Origin of the sequence: Streptomyces sediminimaris (assembly GCF_047049295.1) — a bacterium.
GTDB classification, from domain to species: Bacteria; Actinomycetota; Actinomycetes; order Streptomycetales; family Streptomycetaceae; genus Streptomyces; species Streptomyces sediminimaris.
On record NZ_JBJWOT010000001.1, the window covers coordinates 7,960,955 to 7,975,178 of the forward strand.

A 14,224-nucleotide genomic window follows, 5' to 3' on the forward strand; every position below is an offset into this window, starting at 1 on the left:
CCACCGGGCCCGGGTGCGCACGACGGGCGTGCCACTCGCGGTGCCGACGCGGCGCTCCCGGACGGCGCGGTCCGGGAGGACCACTCGCCGTCGCCGCGGCGGTTCCGCGACGGCCCGCGAGCTCGACGTCCGGGGCCCGTGCCCCCGCGGGAAGCGTGGTGTCACCCGAGTGGCGCCGCCTTCGTCGCCCCGTGGGGTCACCCGCCGCGCCCGCCGCGAAACGCGCGACTTCTCACTGTGCGTCGGCGGACGGTGCCGCCTCGCGCATGGCGCACGGGCGTCCTGCGGCAGCCCCGTCGACGCCCTTGCGGCGGGCGGGACGGAGGAGCTCGCGCCGGGTCGGCTACTTCCTGCGCACCGACACGAACTCCGCGAGCCGGCCGAAAGCGCGCCGGGCCTCGTCCGGCAGGCACAGCGGCTCCAGCGCGGCCAGCGCGGCATCGCGTTGCCGGCGCGCCTCGGCGTGGGCGCGCCGGCGTCCCCCCGCCTCCTCGATCAGCGCCGCCAGTTCCGCCAGCTGCCCCTCGTCGTCGCAGGGCACGGCCTTCTCCCGTGCCTCGTCGGCGGCCGCGGACGAGGCACCCGGGACGGGGCCGGGGGCGGCGTCCCAGTGCGTGGCGAGCCGCGCGGCCAGGTGGTCGGAGGCGGGGCCGCCCGCGTCGAGCGCCGCCACCAGGGGCAGCGTCATCTTGTGCCGCCGCAGGTCGCCCCAGGCCGGTTTGCCGGTGACCTCCGGATCGCCCCAGATGCCGAGCAGGTCGTCGACGGCCTGGAACGCCAGGCCCAGGTGGTGGCCGTACCGGGCCAGCGCGTCCGCTTCGCCGTCGCTCGCCCCGCCCAGCACGGCCCCGACGCTGGAGGCGCACGCCAGCAGCGCACCGGTCTTGTCGCCGGCCATCGTCAGGTACTCGTCCAGGGTGACCTTGCGCCTGCGTTCGAACGCCAGGTCGCGGGTCTGCCCGTCGATCAGCCTGCGCACGGCGGTCGCCAGCAGCCGTGCGGCCCGGGCCGCCTGTTCGGTGCCGAGGTCGAGCAGCGTCTCGTCGGCCAGGGCGAGAAGCGCGTCGCCGACGAGAACGGCCTGCGCGGGACCGTAGGCCTTCCACACCGTGTCACGGTGGCGGCGCTGCTCGTCGCCGTCCATCAGGTCGTCGTGGACGAGGGAGAAGTTGTGGACCAGTTCCACGGCGACCGCACCGGGCAGCCAGGCGGAGGGCGGGGCGCCCGCGGCCTCTCCGGACAGCAGGACCAGAGCGGCGCGCAGCCCCTTGCCCGTGTCGGAATCCGCCGGACGCCCGGCCGCGTCCGCCCAGCCGAAGTGGTAGGCGGCGAACATGTCCGTCGGCGGCACCAGCCGCCCCACCGCCGACCGCAGTGGCGGAGCGGTCAAGATACGGGCCCGTGCCAGCAGTTGGTCCACCTCCCGCTGTACGGCGTCGGCTGTGGCGGTCGGGTCCTGGACCGTGGTGGCGGGAGCGTGGGCGGTCACGGTCGTCCTTTCTCGGGGGGCGTGGGGTCGCCGGGAGTACCCCGTGCCGCGTCCCGGAAAACGAGGACGCGTCCACCGTGACCGCCTCACACGCGCCGCCGCCGCGGTGCTCTCAGACGGCGCCGCCGCTCGCGGACCACTGGGTGGTGGGCTGGAGGACGGCCTCCGCGAGTGCGCGGGTACGCAGCGTGGTGACCTCCTGGTACTCGGGGTCGGCCACCATCCGGCTGAACGCCTCACGGCTGGGGTACCGCACCAGGATGACCGCGTCCCAGGCCTGCCCGTCCTCGGCCACCAGCGCCTCCGCGCCGTTTCCGGCGTAGAGGACCTGGGCTCCGTAGCGGGGCAGGAAGGTCTCTTCCAGGTGCCGGGCGTACTGCTGGTAGAGGCTCCGTCCGCCGGGGGCGAAGCGCAGCAGGTTGAGCATGACCACCGGGCCACCGGGGTCGTCGGCGAGCAGGCGTTTCAGATCGGCGCCCGTGGGATCGACAGCCACGAATGCCCCCTTCACAGAAGTCGTCGCCCTTCGGGGAGGGCCGGCCGCGCCGAGCATACCGCTCGGTATGCCCGGCGCGGTGCGGGGGTGAGGGGGTGCGGGGGCCGTGTGATCACCGGCCGTCGTCCCCGGCCGCCGGCGGACTCACCGCTGGTCCGTGGCGGGGGAGGGGCGCTGGAAGGTGGCGTAGAGCCACCACAGGGAGGGCAGGAGCAGCACCGATCCGACGGCGACCGAGACCAGGCAGGCGGCCAGCACGCTGTTCTGGGAGGAGGCCTCGGCCACGGTGGTGCCGGGCACGAGCATGTCGGGGTACTGGGCGGCCCCCCAGGCCCACAGGATCGCGGCGACGGCGAGCGCGGCCGCCACCCGGGCGGCGACGAGCCGCCGGCGCGCCAGCAGCAGCAGTCCGCCGACCCCGCAGACCACGCTGAGCACCACCAGCGGGAGCGCCCGGTGGGTCAGCCCGTGGAAGAGGGCCGGCGCGTCGGCGGGCAGCACGGCGATCCCGGCCAGTGCCACCGCTCCGCTGAGCAGCCCGGCGGCGAGGGCGCGGCGGCGGAAGTCGGCGACCAGCACGGCGTCACCGGCGCGCTCGGCATCGGCGCACAGGTAGACGGCGGCGAGGTGGGCGCAGGTGAGCACGGCCAGCACGCCGCCGAGTACGGAGGTGGGATTGAGCCAGCTGGTCACCGCGTCGCCCGCGGCGAGGCCGGGCGGCACCCGTCCCGAGGCGACGCCGCCCGCGACGGTGCCGAGGAAGAACGGGGTCACCACGGACGACAGCGCGAAGCAGGCGCCGAAGAGCCGCTGCTGCCACAACCGCGTGCTGGCCTTGCGGAAGGCGAAGGCCGCGCCGCGTGCGATGATGCCGAGGGCGGTCAGGGTCAGCGGGATGTAGAGCGTGGACAGCACGGCCGCGAACACCGGTGAGAAGCCCGACCACAGCAGCACGATGACGAAGATCAGCCAGACGTGGTTGGCCTCCCACACCGGCCCGATGCTGTGCTCGATGAGCCGGCGCCGGGGACCGCCCCGGCTCGCGCCGCCCGCGAGGAGATCCCACAGACCGGCCCCGAAGTCCGCCCCGGCGAACAGCGCGTAGCAGGTCAGCCCCGCCCACATGACCGCGAGCAGCGCGTCGGCGAGCATCGCCACCTCCTCGGTGTGCCGCCGTCGGACGACGGGACGGTGCCGTCAGACGACGGGATAGTTGCGTACATCGCTCTCCTGCGGCGCCACGGGCACGGGCGTCTCGCGGGCGAGCCGGCGCAGCACGTACACGGTGGCGACCGTCATCGCGGCGTAGACGGCGAGCACCAGCCACAGGCCGATCATCAGGCCGGACGCCGGGTTGACGGCGTCCCGCACCCGCATCAGCCCGTAGACGATCCAGGGCTGCCGGCCGAGCTCGGTGACCGTCCAGCCGCACTCCAGGGCGACCACCGCGGCCGGTCCCGCGAGGGCCGAGGCCCACAGGAAGACACGCATGATCCGGCCGTCGAGGAGATCGGCACGTCCCCGGCGGCGCCCCAGCCACCACGCCGCCAGCAGCCACAGCCCCAGCGCCAGCAGGAAGAAGCCCGCGAGGACCATCAGGTCGAAGGCGAGGTGGACGCCGGTGACGGGCGGCCACTGGCTGCGCGGGACGCGGTCCAGCCCCTGGACGACGGTGCCGGGGGAGTAGCCGACGAGCAGCGACAGCCCGTCGGGCACCTCGAGCCCGTACTTCAGGCCGTGCTCGCCGGCGATGCCCGCGAGGGTGAGCGGGACGTGCGAGCCGGTCGTGTAGACGCCCTCGGCGGCGGCGAGCTTGGTGGGCTGGTAGTCGGACAGGAACCGCGCGGCCCAGTCACCGACGACGATCTGGAAGGGGGCGACGACCGCGCCGACGGTGAAGGGGATGAAGAACCCCGCCCGGTGGTAGGTGTCGCGGCGGCCCCGGAGCAGGGCGACGGCGTACACGCTCGCCGCGAGGAAGGCGGCCACCATCAGGGCGGCGAGGATCATGTGCACGGTCTGCGGAGGGCTGGCGGGGTTCATCATGGCCGCCCACGGATCGACGTCGACGACCCTGCCGTGGCGGACGGTGAAGCCGCGGGGCTGGTTCATCCAGGCGTTGGCGCACACCACGAAGAACGCCGAGGCGGTGCCCGCGACGACGATCGGGACGCCGGTCAGCAGGTGGCGCCGGGCGGACATGCGGTCCCAGGCGTAGAGGTAGATGCCCAGGAAGATCGCCTCGATGAAGAAGGCGAAGCCCTCCAGCGCGAAGGGCAGCCCGATGACCTGCCCGTACCGGCCCATGAAGCCGGGCCACAGCAGACCCATCTCGAAGCTGAGGATGGTGCCCGAGACGGCGCCGACCGCGAAGAGCACGCCCATGGCCCGGGCCCAGCGCCGGGCGAGCAGCCGGTAGGCGGGGTTCCCGGTGCGGAGGCCCAGCCACTCGGCGGTCAGCGTGAGCAGCGGCAGCCCCACGCCCAGGCAGGCCACCACGATGTGCCAGGCCAGGGAGAAGCCCATCTGCGCACGCGCCGCCGAGAGGTCCCCGGGGGCGGCCGGCGCGGCCCACACCAACGGCCAGGCCGGGTCCGGGCGGGCGAGAACGGACACTGGGTGTGCTCCAACCGTGGAAGTCGGCGGGGCCCGGCCGCTGCGGGCGTGAAGGGAACCACGGAGGTATCCGGGCGGACACCTCCTCAAACCGGATACGGCCACCTTTGAACCGGATACGGCCGCCTTTGAACCGGATACGGCCACCCTTGAACCGGATACGCCCGCCCTCGAACCGGATGCGCCCGCCGCGACCGGGGCGCGCCGGACGGCCGGTCCTCACCCGGAGTGCCGCTGCTCCACCTTGACCGGCGCACGGTGCGTCGTGGCCGCCCCGGCCGCGAGCGCGGACACGACGGCGAGCACCAGGCACACGAGTGCGACGACGGCGAGCAGCCGTCGTTGGCGGGTGCCGCGCTGCCGAGGGCCGGAGACCTGGCCGAAGGTGTCGAGCTGCTCCCCCAGATCGGGGTCCTCCGTCAGCAAGTGCCGCTCGATCTCGGCGAGTTCACGTTCGAAGTCCACGGGCTTTCTCCGGTTCCGTGGGGGACGGACTTCGCTGCCTGGTGCGCCGGGGTGCGCCGGGGTGCGCCGGGGTGCGCCGGGGTGCGCCGGCCCGGGCACGGGCCGGGCGTTCGGGGCAGCCCCTTGGGCAGTACCCCGGCAACGGTCGATGACGCGAGCGCGCCGCGCCCGCCCGCCTGTCGTGCGAGGACGGACGACGGACCGTGCGGTGAGCCGGTCCTCCGCTCTTCTGTGGCTCTCTTCTGCGGCGGCGCTGTTTCCGGCAGGGAACCCGTGGGACTCGTCAGACCCGCGCCGCGGGCGGCACCGCACCCGCAGAGAACGGCAGAAGAGACAGGAGACGAGATGCGCGCGCGTGAGGAAGGCACCTCGCCCGACCCGGGCGGCCGTGTGGGAGACGCCGCGGGCCGGCTGGCCCAGGACGCGGCGGACCTGGCACGACGTGAGATCAAGACGGTCCAGGACGAGGCCATGACCGGTCTGCGCCGGGTCGCGGCGAGCGGCACGCTGCTCGCCGGGGCCGGGGTGTGCGGGATCCTGGCGCTCTGGGCGGCCCATGAGACCGTGCTGCGGACCGTGGAGCAGGTTCTGCCGGGCGCCCGCGCGTCCGCCGTACTGGCCTGCGGTTACACCACCGGCGCGGTGGCTTTCGGCCTGGCGGCACGCAACCGGATGCGCGCCGCGGCGGAGGCCGCCGCCGAGGCGTTGGAGCACGAACACGACAGGGCCACGCCCGCTCCGACGGTCGTCGGGGAACAGCGTCCGCAGACCTGAGGGCGCCGCCGAGCGCCGCAGAGGGGCACACCGCGGCGGCGCCGGTCGCCGCCGCCGTGACCCGACAGGGCGGCGCACGGGCCCCATGACGACCGGCGGCGTTCACCATGACGACCGACGGCGATCACCGCGACGGGAACCGACGAGAACCGGTGCCTCGGCCGACCCGTCCGGCGGCGTGGCCCGGCGAGCGCGTCGGCCGGATGTCCGGGACGCCGCGGATGCGGAGGGTTTGCGCCGGGCACCTGCAGGTAACTCCAGGGCTGACCTCTCGCACCTAGGCTCAGGAGAGACCAATGACCCAAGTCGCCGACTACGTCCTGCAGCGCCTCACCGAATGGGGCGTGAAGCGGGTGTACGGCTATCCCGGAGACGGGATCAACGGGTTGCTCGGCGCCTTCGACCGCGCCGAGGGCAACCCCGAGTTCATCCAGGCGCGGCACGAGGAGATGGCCGCGTTCATGGCCTGCGGGCACGCGAAGTTCACCGGCGAGGTGGGCTGCTGCACGGCGACCTCGGGCCCCGGCGCCGTTCACCTGCTCAACGGGCTCTACGACGCCAAGCTCGACCACCAGCCGGTGGTCGCGGTGGTCGGCCAGCAGAAGCGGCTGTCCCTGGGCGCCCACTACCAGCAGGAGATCGACCTCGAGCGCCTGTTCGCGGACGTCTCCGAGTTCTGCCAGATGATCGTGCACCCGGGACAGGCCCGGCATGTCATCGACCGCGCCTTCAAGACGGCGCTCACCACGCGCGGTGTGGCCACGATCATCATCCCGAACGACATCCAGGAGGCCGACGCCCAGCCGTCGCCGCCGAAGACGCACGGTTCGGTCTTCTCCAGCGTCGGCTGGAGCCAGCCGCGGGTGCTGCCCGACCCCGACGAGCTGCGCAAGGCCGCGGACGTGCTCAACGAAGGCACCAAGGTCGCGATGCTGGTGGGCCAGGGGGCGGCCAAGGCCCAGGAGGAGGTCGCCGAGGTCGCGGAGCTGCTGGGGGCGGGTGTCGCCAAGGCACTGCTGGGCCGCGAGGTGCTGCCGGACGACCTGCCGTTCGTGACCGGCCCCATCGGTCTGCTGGGCAGCAAGCCGAGCGACAACATGATCCAGAACTGCGACACCCTGCTCATGGTCGGCAGCAGCTTCCCGTACTCGGAGTGGCTGCCGGACGAGGGCCAGGCCAAGGGCGTCGAGATCGACATCGACGGGCGGATGATCGGCATCCGCTACCCCATGGACGCCCACCTCGTGGGCGACGCCAAGGAGACCCTGCGCGCGCTGATCCCGCTTCTCCAGCGCAAGGAGGACCGCAGCTGGCGGGAGCAGATCGAGAAGGACGTCAGCGAGTGGAACGACCTGTGCGACCGCTGGGCCGGCGAGCACTTCGAGAACACGATCAACCCGCAGGCCGTCGCCGCCGAGTTGTCGCCGCGCCTGCCCGATGACTGCATCCTCACGGCCGACTCCGGCTCGGGCACGAACTGGTGGGCGCGGCACGTGCGGTTGCGCCAGGGCATGAAGGCGTCCCTCTCCGGCACGCTGGCGACCATGGGCCCGGGCACGCCGTACGCGATCGGGGCGCGCTTCGCCTACCCCGACCGGCCGGTGATCGCGTTCGTCGGTGACGGCGCGTTCCAGATGAACGGCATGAACGAGATGATCACGGTCAAGCGGTACTGGGACCGGCTGGCCAACCCGGCGGCACCGTTCATCTTCTGCGTGTTCAACAACCAGGACCTCAACCAGGTCACCTGGGAGCAGCGCGCGATGTCCGGCGACCCCAAGTACCCGGGCTCCCAGGAGATCCCGGACGTACCGTACGCCGCCTACGCCCAGTTGCTCGGGCTGAAGGGCATCGTCTGCGAGGACCCGAAGAAGGTCGGCGCGGCCTGGGACGAGGCGCTGGCGTCCGACAAGCCGGTGGTGCTGGAGTTCAAGGTCGACAACGAGATCGCCCCGATCCCGCCGCACATCATGTTCGAGCAGGGCAAGAAGGCCGCCAAGGCGGCGCTGCACGACCCCGAGAAGACCGGGATCGCCGCCAAGGGCGTACGGCAGAAGATCACCGAGTACGCCGAGCACCTCCCGGGCCGGGGCGGGCGCTGAGCCCGGAACGGGACAGCGGAGCCGGCGGCCCCTTCGGCGGGCGGCGCACAGGTCGTGGACGCTTCCGGTGCCGAGGCGCCGGGGGCATCCGCGTACCCGCGCACCGGCCGTCCGGGCGCCGCGGATCCAACGGGGGCAGCCGGCTTCCGCGGCCCTGCTTCCGCGCTTCCGTGTGCTTCCGCGGCCCTTCCCTGGTCGTCCAGGTGTCCGCTGGCGCACGCTGCGGCCGGTGCGCAGGCCGGCGGAGTACGCATGTACAGGCGGCGCTGACTGACCCAAAACACGTACATCTCCCGAATCCCGGGCGAGACTTGTCGGGTGATCGTCGAACGCGCGTATGTTCATCTCTCCTCATACGATGAGGACACCTGGCCCTGGTCAGTTCCCTGCGTCCGTCAGTTGCTCAGAGAAGGGCTGCGCTTCACCGCACCGGTGACCTTTCTGGTCGGTGAGAACGGCTCGGGCAAGTCGACGCTGGTCGAGGCGCTGGCCGAGGGGTTCGGCCTGGACTCCTACGGCGGCTCCCACGACTGGCGCTACGCCTCTCCCCGTGGCAAGTCCCCGCTCGGCGAGCGAATGAAGTTCGAGGCGGCGTCGCGCGGCCACCGTATGCTCACCAGCTGGTCGGCCCGCAAGGGCTTCTTCCTGCGGGCCGAGACCGCGCTGGACGCCCTGGGCAGAGAGGGGTTCTCGCCGGACTCGGTCAGCCATGGTGAGGGCTTCCTCTCTGCCTTCCGCGGGAAGTTCCTTCACGCCGGCCTCTATGTTCTCGACGAGCCCGAGGCGGCGCTTTCCTTCTCTTCGTGCCTCGAACTGATCGGTCATATGGACCGCTTGGCCAAGGAAGGCGCCCAGGTCATCTGTGCCACACACTCTCCGTTGCTGACCGCCCTGCCCGGCGCGGACATCGTCGAGGTCGGAGAGCACGGCATGCGGAGGGCCGCCTGGCGGGAGCTCGGTGTCGTGGATCACTGGCGTCGCTATCTCGCCGACCCACACGCCTACCTGCGGCACATCGTCGACCCGTAGGCAATTTCGCCGATCCGGATCAACGACCTGAAGGCGACTGGCTGATCACTACATCATCCAGGCCCTGGCCGGACGGCGCGGCCGCCCGGGCCGCGTACGTCCCGCCCACGGCGAAGGCGCCGGCGATCAGCAGGTCGGCGCATGCCGCCGTGCGCCACCGATCGCTGCCGAGGGCGAGGCCGGCCATCGTGGCGGCGTGCAGGGCGTCGGGTACCGCGCCCCAGGCGACCGGCATCACTCCGGTCGCCGTGGCCAGCCCCTGCAGGATGTGGCGGGCGCCCAGGACCCGCACGACGGCGCTCGCCGCCGTGCTCGTCCGCGTGCGCGGACAGCCGCGCAGTACCGCGTCCGGGGCCGCGGTGAGCAGGCCGCCCCATGAGATACGGACGACGGTCATGGCGACCGTGGCGGACTTCCTCATGCGGGGCTCCCCGAGGGCGAGGCGGGAGGACTGGCCGGTTCACTCGGAATGGTGGAGTTGCCGGGAGTCGTACGGCTGTGCACGACCTCGGACGTCACGGCGTCGACCTGGTAGCTGTGCGTCTGGCCCGAGCGGACGGTGACGTACGTGACCGCCCAGACGGTCCGGCCCTGGTAGCCCTTCTCCAGGCTGACGTCGGTGACCTTGCCGAACTCCGGCCTCTTCACCTTGTCCACCGCTTCCTCCGGCGACACCTTCGCCGAGGCGAGCAGCGCGGCGGTGTCCGGCTTCAGCGCCGGCGGCTGGGCCGGTACCGACGTGCCCAGGAACCGGCCCTCGACGGCGTCCACGCGTACCGCGTGCACCGTTCCCTTGTCGTCGGCGACCCGGGTCACCCAGACGGGATCGGGGGAGGACGTGTCGGTGACCCGCACCGACAGCAGCTTGGTGCCCGGCACCTTGGACAGCGAGGTGAGGACCGCCCGGTCGTAACGCGTCTCGACCTGCGGCAGGGCCTCGGGCCGGTGCTCCGGCGGAGGACCTTGACAGCCGGCGCCGGTGGTCAGCAACGCGCCTGTCACAAGGCAGGCGGCCAGGGCCGACGCGGTCTTGCCCTCACTTCTCCTGCGGATCACGCATGCCTCCTGGTCTTGGTCCCGGACTCGGACCGCCGATGTGCGAACGCCGGTTCAGGCGGAGCGGAACAGGACGGAGCGCGGCAGGCGACCGACGCGTGACGGGCCTCCGCGTCGGTACGCGGAGACACCGGCCGGGCCGGCGACCGGCAGGGACGCGTCCGCGAGGACCCGACACACGGCGGTACGACGGCCCGCCCGCACCTGTGGGTACCGCAGTACCCCGCGCCCGGCGCGCTGACCCCCCTCATCCGTCACGCACTCGGGTGAATTCCCGCGGCGGCGGACCTCCGGTCCGCGATCGGCCGGGGCACCCGCCACCAGCAGCATTGCGCCGGACTCGACAAGGTCCCGCCCGGCAGGCTTCAAAATGCGCTCTCCGGGGCACCCTCGCACGCCGTACCGACTGAGCGGAGGGAAGCGACGCATGAACCAACGGCAGGTCTTCGGCCAAGTCTTCACCGTGGAGACGGCTATCGCATCCTTCGTCTTTGTGACAGTGCTCGCCCTGCTCGCCACCGCGGTCGTCCGCCGCCGGGCCGGAGCGGGCAGGCAGCCGTCCCAGCGGGCCGAGCGCAACCGGCTGGAGTCCTACTACCTCGCCACACTCGCCGCCGTCGCCGTCTTCCTCGTCGTCTACACCGCGCTGGCCAATCAGCGGGAGCAGGAGACGAAGGCGGACCGGCCGACCACCCGCGTCGACGTGACCGCGTTCCAGTGGTGCTGGAAGTTCGACTACCCCGGCGCCGCCGCACGGCGGGCCGTCTCGGTGCAGGGCAACTGCCGCGACCAGCAGTTCCCCACGCTCGTGGTGCCCACCGGCACCACCATCAAGATCCGGGTCACGTCCAAGGACGTCATCCACTCGATGTGGATCCCCGCCCTGCGCTACAAGATGGACGCCTTCCCCAACCACGAGAACACCTTCACGCTGAGCTTCGACCATGAGGGCCACTGGCGCGGCAGGTGCGCGGAGTTCTGCGGGCTGCGCCACAGGGCGATGGACTTCTGGGTGAAGGCGGTGTCGCCCGAGGCGTACAAGAAGTGGCTCGCCACGCAGGCGGCGGGCAGCGCCACCGGAGCCGCGGTATGACCACCGAACGGCAGAAACCGGCCGAGACCGCCGAGCACACCCGGGCCGGCGGTCGGCTCACGTCCCTCACCTCGACCGACCACAAGCGCATCGGGCTTCTGATCATCGGGACCGCGCTCGTTCTGATGTCCCTGGTGGGCGTGCTCGCCCTGCTGATGCGCAGTCAGCTGGCCCAGCCCGGTGAGACCTTCATCGACGCACACCTGTACAACCAGCTGTTCACAATGCACGGCTCCGGCATGATCTACATGGTCATGACGCCGATCGCCCTCGGCCTCGGCGTGTACCTGGTGCCGCTGCAGCTCGGTGCGCCGGGCATCGCCATGCCGCGCATCACCCTCATGGGCTACTGGCTGTACGTGTGCGGCGCGGCGGTGATGATGTCCGGCTTCGCGACGACCGAGGGGGCCCACCCCGACGGCTGGTTCTCGTACCCGCCCCTGGCCGACAGCCAGCACTCGCCCTCCGTCGGCAGCGACCTGTGGATCGTCGGCGTCTTCCTCTCCGCCGTCGGCATGATCCTCATCGGCTGGACCGTCCTGTGGACGGTGCTGCGCAAGCGGGCGCCGGGGATGACGATGCTGCGGATGCCGGTGTTCTCCTGGTCCATGGTGGCCACCTGCCTCATGGTGGTGGGCTCGTTCCCGGCGCTGCTCGCCGCCCTCGTGATGCTCGCGGTGGGACGGGTCGATCCCGCGGTCTTCACGTCCAACGTGTGGAACATCGGCTACCAGCACATCTTCTGGTTCTACGGGCATCCGGTCGTCTACGTCATGTTCTTCCCCTACATGGCGGCGGTGGGCGAGGTCCTCGCGGTGTTCTCCCAGCGCCGCTACTTCGCGTACAAGGGCACCGTCATGGCGCTGCTGACGTTCGCCGCGCTGTCGATGAGCGTGTGGGGCCACCACATGTTCGCCACCGGCCAGGCCGCGAACAACTACTACTCGCTGACCTCCATCGCCCTGCTGATGCCGGCCGGCATCGAGTACTTCGCGCTGGTCGGCACGATCCTGGGCGGCCGGCTGGTCTTCCGCACGCCGATGCTGTTCGCGCTGGCGTTCATCCCGCAGTTCCTGATCGGCGGGCTGAGCGGCATCATGGTCGGCACCCCGGTGATCGACTACCACGTCACCGACAGCTACTTCGTCGTGGCCCACCTGCACTACGTGCTCTTCGCGGGCAGCGCCTTCGGCCTCTTCGCCGCCATCTACTACTGGTTCCCCAAGGCCACCGGGTGCCTTCTGCGGGAAGGGCTGGGCAAGGTGCACTTCTGGCTGCTCGTGATCGGCACGAACCTGACCTTCCTGCCCATGTTCGGTCTGGGCTACCTCGGCATGCCGCGCAGGATCTCCTCCTACACCGCGGTGGACGGGTGGGGCTGGCTGAACCTGCTGTCCAGCTGCGGCGCCGGCGTGCTGGCCCTGGCCATGGTGGTGTTCATGTTCAACGTCCTGGAGTCGCTGCGCAGCAGGCGGCCCGCAGGTGACGACCCGTGGAACGGCCAGACGCTGGAATGGACCACGTCGTCGCCCCCGTCCGAGGTCAACTTCACCCCCGAGCATCCGCTGATCCCGATCAACAGCTACGCCCCGCTGCTCGATCTGAAGCAGCAGAGGCAGGAAGCCGCCGAGAAGGAAGCCGCCGAGAAGAAGCCCGCAGCAGGCGAGGGAAACCGTCCATGATCAAGAAGTATCCGGCATGGGCCGTGATGGCGGGCTGGGGACTGTTCAACGGCGTCCTCGCGGCCGTCCTCGCCATCTACCACGGCCACATCATCCCCCTCATGCTCTACGTCGGGGCGGTCGTCCTGATCGAGGTCGCCTCCGTCGCCGTCCTGGCGTCCGCACGGCGTCATCCCGATGGGCAGGTGCCCCACAGACTCGCGTGGCGCGGCGCCGTGGCCCTCCCGCTCATGGCCGTCGGCTTCACCCTGGCGCTGCTCACCCTCGCCTACGGCCCGTGGATGCTGTCCCTGGCGGTGCCGCTGCTCCTGGTGGCGTTCGTGGTGGCCGGCCACCGCGGGGCGCCGCGGAAGGGCGGTTCGTCATGAGCGGTGCGGGTGTGCTGAGTCCGGAGACCTTCACCATGGCCCTGTCCGGGCTGCTGGTGGCCGCCGGGGTTCCTTCCCTGATCCACTTCACGCGCGGATGGGCCGGCTGGCGGAGCGTGTCACTGCCCGCCGCGGTGGCGCTGCCCCTGTTCGTCGCCCTGCACGCGACGGTCGTCCTGACCGAGCCGCTCGTGCCCTCGGGGGTCGCCCGGGTCGCCGTCGAGGTGGTCCTGCTGTCGGGCGCGGCGCTGTACTGGCTGCCGGTGCTCGGCACACGGCACCGCCTGAGCGATCCGTCGCGCTCGGTCTACCTCTACGTCTCGATGCCCCTGCTGGACCTGCCCGCCGTGGTGATGGTGGCGCTGGGCCACACGGCCGGAGGGCTCGCCATGGTCGTCGCCATGCTCCCGATCGGCCTCGCGGCCCTCGGCATCACCTGGCGCTGGATCACCCAGGAGGAGCGCCTGGCCCAGGCGGGCATCGAGTGACGGCCGCTCGGCCGTAGCTCACCCGGCCCCTCCTCGGCTTCCTGAGGCTTGGGGCCGGATGCCGGCGTGACCGGTGGCCCGGTGGAGGCCGGCCGACGGGGCTCGCCCGGTCCCTCTCGGCTCTCGGCCCTCTGCGCCTGGGAGAGGCGGTCGGTCGGCGTGGTCGGGTCGGGGGTGCGGTGGTGGCTGGTCGGCGGTGGCTCGTCCGGCCTCTCCTCGGCTTGCTGTGCCTTGGGGGGCCGGATGTCGGCGTGGTCGGGTCGGGGGGTGCGGTGGTGGCTGGTCGGCAGTGGCTCCCGGCCTCTCCTTGACTTCCGTGGCCTGGAGGGCCGGTTGTCAGCGTGGCCGGCCCGGGTGAACCCGGGTGGCCGGGTACCGGTTGGTCGGCCGTTGCTCATCCGGTTCTCCTCGGCCGTCTGTGCCTGGGAGAGGCGGTCCGTCGGCGCGGTCGGCCCAGTGGAGCCGGGTGGCCGGGTGGCCGGGTGCCGGGCGGTCGTGGCTCGTCCGGTACCTCTCGCGCTCTGCGCCTGGGAGAGGCGGTCCGTCGGCGTGGTCGGGGCGTGACC

Annotated in this window: 14 protein-coding genes; 7 read left to right on the top strand and 7 right to left on the bottom strand. The window is 72.0% G+C overall.

The window, feature by feature from the left end:
* Positions 1–343: 343 nt before the first annotated feature.
* From ACJ9NR_RS36485 to ACJ9NR_RS36505, 5 genes are all read right to left on the bottom strand, one after another.
* Positions 344–1,489, bottom strand: a complete 1,146-nt coding sequence (locus tag ACJ9NR_RS36485; RefSeq protein ID WP_412492578.1) for a polyprenyl synthetase family protein — start codon at positions 1,487–1,489, stop codon at positions 344–346.
* A 112-nt stretch (positions 1,490–1,601) separates the two neighbouring features.
* Positions 1,602–1,985 carry a DUF1330 domain-containing protein gene (locus ACJ9NR_RS36490; RefSeq protein WP_412492579.1) on the bottom strand — a complete coding sequence of 128 codons (384 nt, stop codon included), beginning with the start codon at positions 1,983–1,985 and terminating at the stop codon, positions 1,602–1,604.
* A gap of 144 nt (positions 1,986–2,129) precedes the next feature.
* Positions 2,130–3,137 carry a cytochrome d ubiquinol oxidase subunit II gene (locus tag ACJ9NR_RS36495; RefSeq protein ID WP_412492580.1) on the bottom strand — a complete coding sequence of 336 codons (1,008 nt, stop codon included), beginning with the start codon at positions 3,135–3,137 and terminating at the stop codon, positions 2,130–2,132.
* A 45-nt stretch (positions 3,138–3,182) separates the two neighbouring features.
* Complete coding sequence (locus tag ACJ9NR_RS36500) at positions 3,183–4,601, bottom strand: cytochrome ubiquinol oxidase subunit I (RefSeq protein ID WP_412492581.1); 1,419 nt, start codon at positions 4,599–4,601, stop codon at positions 3,183–3,185.
* Positions 4,602–4,820: 219 nt separating this feature from the next.
* Positions 4,821–5,066: a DUF3040 domain-containing protein gene (locus ACJ9NR_RS36505; RefSeq protein ID WP_412492582.1), complete on the bottom strand. Its 246-nt coding sequence runs from the start codon at positions 5,064–5,066 to the stop codon at positions 4,821–4,823.
* A 345-nt stretch (positions 5,067–5,411) separates the two neighbouring features.
* Here ACJ9NR_RS36505 and ACJ9NR_RS36510 point away from each other — a divergent pair, with 345 nt between their 5' ends.
* The 3 genes from ACJ9NR_RS36510 to ACJ9NR_RS36520 all read left to right on the top strand — a co-directional run bounded on the left by ACJ9NR_RS36510 (position 5,412) and on the right by ACJ9NR_RS36520 (position 8,971).
* Positions 5,412–5,840 (top strand): phage holin family protein, encoded by a 429-nt coding sequence (locus tag ACJ9NR_RS36510; RefSeq protein WP_412492583.1) that lies wholly within the window; start codon positions 5,412–5,414, stop codon positions 5,838–5,840.
* A 296-nt stretch (positions 5,841–6,136) separates the two neighbouring features.
* Positions 6,137–7,942 carry a thiamine pyrophosphate-requiring protein gene (locus ACJ9NR_RS36515; protein WP_412492584.1) on the top strand — a complete coding sequence of 602 codons (1,806 nt, stop codon included), beginning with the start codon at positions 6,137–6,139 and terminating at the stop codon, positions 7,940–7,942.
* A 318-nt stretch (positions 7,943–8,260) separates the two neighbouring features.
* Positions 8,261–8,971: an AAA family ATPase gene (locus ACJ9NR_RS36520; protein WP_412492585.1), complete on the top strand. Its 711-nt coding sequence runs from the start codon at positions 8,261–8,263 to the stop codon at positions 8,969–8,971.
* A gap of 19 nt (positions 8,972–8,990) precedes the next feature.
* Here the strand turns inward: ACJ9NR_RS36520 and ACJ9NR_RS36525 are convergent, their stop codons facing one another.
* Together ACJ9NR_RS36525 and ACJ9NR_RS36530 are read right to left on the bottom strand one after the other, a co-directional pair.
* Complete coding sequence (locus ACJ9NR_RS36525) at positions 8,991–9,392, bottom strand: hypothetical protein (protein WP_412492586.1); 402 nt, start codon at positions 9,390–9,392, stop codon at positions 8,991–8,993.
* Positions 9,389–10,027 (bottom strand): PepSY domain-containing protein, encoded by a 639-nt coding sequence (locus tag ACJ9NR_RS36530; protein ID WP_412492587.1) that lies wholly within the window; start codon positions 10,025–10,027, stop codon positions 9,389–9,391. The genes ACJ9NR_RS36525 and ACJ9NR_RS36530 overlap by 4 nt, the downstream gene beginning before the upstream one ends.
* A gap of 427 nt (positions 10,028–10,454) precedes the next feature.
* On the opposite strand from ACJ9NR_RS36530, the gene coxB reads away from it, so the two are divergent.
* From coxB to ACJ9NR_RS36550, 4 genes are read left to right on the top strand one after another with little or no spacing between them, the layout of a single operon-like run.
* A complete protein-coding gene (gene coxB / locus ACJ9NR_RS36535; protein ID WP_412492588.1) occupies positions 10,455–11,120 on the top strand; it encodes a cytochrome c oxidase subunit II in 666 nt (221 codons plus the stop codon).
* Entirely contained in the window at positions 11,117–12,802 is a 1,686-nt protein-coding gene (locus ACJ9NR_RS36540) for a cytochrome c oxidase subunit I (RefSeq protein WP_412492589.1), read from the top strand. Before coxB ends, ACJ9NR_RS36540 begins: the two co-directional genes overlap by 4 nt.
* The gene (locus ACJ9NR_RS36545) at positions 12,799–13,170 is read left to right on the top strand and encodes a hypothetical protein (protein ID WP_412492590.1); all 372 of its coding nucleotides are present in this window, start codon (positions 12,799–12,801) and stop codon (positions 13,168–13,170) included. Before ACJ9NR_RS36540 ends, ACJ9NR_RS36545 begins: the two co-directional genes overlap by 4 nt.
* A complete protein-coding gene (locus ACJ9NR_RS36550) occupies positions 13,167–13,658 on the top strand; it encodes a hypothetical protein (protein ID WP_412492591.1) in 492 nt (163 codons plus the stop codon). The genes ACJ9NR_RS36545 and ACJ9NR_RS36550 overlap by 4 nt, the downstream gene beginning before the upstream one ends.
* Positions 13,659–14,224: the final 566 nt, after the last annotated feature.